1 protein-coding gene is annotated in these 252 nt (G+C 54.4%); it reads left to right on the top strand.

Translation table 11 applies throughout. The features are described from left to right. Positions 1-241: DDE-type integrase/transposase/recombinase (locus F6X42_RS45215; protein WP_246530575.1), on the top strand; the 241-nt coding region annotated here is incomplete at its 5' end. Positions 242-252 lie beyond the last annotated feature (11 nt).

The raw sequence follows: 252 nt of genomic DNA, 5'->3' as shown, positions 1-252 counted from the left end.
CCTGAATAACGTGGTCGAGCAGGACCATCGGGCCATCAAACGCATCACCCGACCGATGCTGGGCTTCAAGGATTTCCACTGCGCGCGCGTCATTCTGAGTGGCGTCGAATTAATGCACATGATCAAGGGCGGTTTCAAAGGTGAAGCGCAACAGCGGGTTAATGAACGGAAGCTGAAGTTATGGAAGCGGTTGCGAGCATACGTTCGAACACCTCGAATGGCGAATGAAATGCATGCGTAGCACGCGGTCGG

It is taken from the genome of Paraburkholderia podalyriae, from assembly GCF_014397785.1.
GTDB lineage: Bacteria > Pseudomonadota > Gammaproteobacteria > Burkholderiales > Burkholderiaceae > Paraburkholderia > Paraburkholderia podalyriae.
Note: the sequence above shows the minus strand (reverse complement) of the source record. Positions and strands in the feature narration are given on the sequence as shown.